Here is a 1,188-nt window from a genome sequence, read left to right on the forward strand (position 1 = left end):
ACCGCGAGCGCGAGATCGTTCATGCCTTCATCGACGATCTGGGCATCAAGGCGGCGCATATGGACCAACCCATTCGTGAGTTGTCCGGCGGCAACCAGCAAAAGGTGCTTCTTGCCCGTTGGCTGGCGACACAGCCCGACATCCTGATACTCGACGAGCCGACCCGAGGCGTGGATGTCGGCGCCAAACGAGAGATCCAATCGTTCATTCGGTCTTATGTCGAGAAGGGGTTTGGCGTTGTCCTCATCAGTTCGGAATTCGAAGAATTGGTGGAAGGCGCCGACCGCATCGTGGTCATGCACGAGGGGCGCTCGGTCAAGGAACTGACCAACCCCGGGATTACCGAGAACATACTGGTGGGCGCGCTTGCGCATCATGAAGAAGGAATTGGTTCATGGACCGCGCAATGAAGTTGCCGCAACGGGTCGCGTCGATGCCCTTCCGCTTTCATGGCGGTATCGCCGCGTTGGTCGCCCTGCTGGTGTTCAACGCGTTTTTCACTCCCAATTTCCTGCAACTGCAGACCCTGTTTGTGAATATCAGCCAGGTTGCCACGATCGCCATCGTGGCCATGGGCATGACGCTGGTAATCGCCACGGGTGGCATCGATCTGTCGGTTGGTGCGGTCATGGCACTGGCGGGGGCGCTGGCCCCGCTGATCTTTCTGTCGGATCTGGGTGCCGCTAATCCGATGCTGGGCGTCACTTTGGCCATTGTCCTGCCGCTGTTCGTCGCGGGGTTATGCGGAGTGTTCAACGGCGTAATGGTTGCCATATTGAACGTGCAGCCCATTGTGGCAACGCTCATTCTCTTCATCTCTGGTCGCGGTATTGCCCAGGTTTTGACGAATGGGAACCTGCAGACATTTTCAAACCCGTCATTCAGTTATCTTGGAACCGGCAAGGTGCTTGGCTTGCCGTTCCAGGGTTGGCTGGCGCTGGCCATTGCCTGTGTTCTGTACTGGGTGATCACTAGAACCACATGGGGCCGCTACCTGCTGGCGATTGGTGGCAATGAACGCGCTGCCTATCTGTCGGGTGGTCCCGTACGAAGGGTCAAGATCGGGGCCTATGTCGTCTGCGCGGTGCTTGCGGGGCTGGCCGGTCTGATTGTGGTTGCGATCAACTCGGCCTCGGACGCCGCGCGCAACGGCAATCTGATGGAGCTTGATGCCATCGCAGCCGCGGT

Annotated in this window: 2 protein-coding genes; both read left to right on the forward strand. The window is 58.8% G+C overall.

Annotation, left to right across the window (positions count from 1 at the left end; translation table 11 throughout):
* On the forward strand, positions 1 to 410 hold a 410-nt coding region (locus ACR0E6_RS21380; protein ID WP_480587079.1), incomplete at its 5' end, for an ATP-binding cassette domain-containing protein.
* A partial coding sequence (locus ACR0E6_RS21385) for an ABC transporter permease (RefSeq protein ID WP_480587082.1) occupies positions 395 to 1,188 on the forward strand: 794 nt, incomplete at its 3' end. The genes ACR0E6_RS21380 and ACR0E6_RS21385, both read left to right, overlap by 16 nt.

The organism is Ruegeria sp. AP12 (assembly GCF_056540025.1).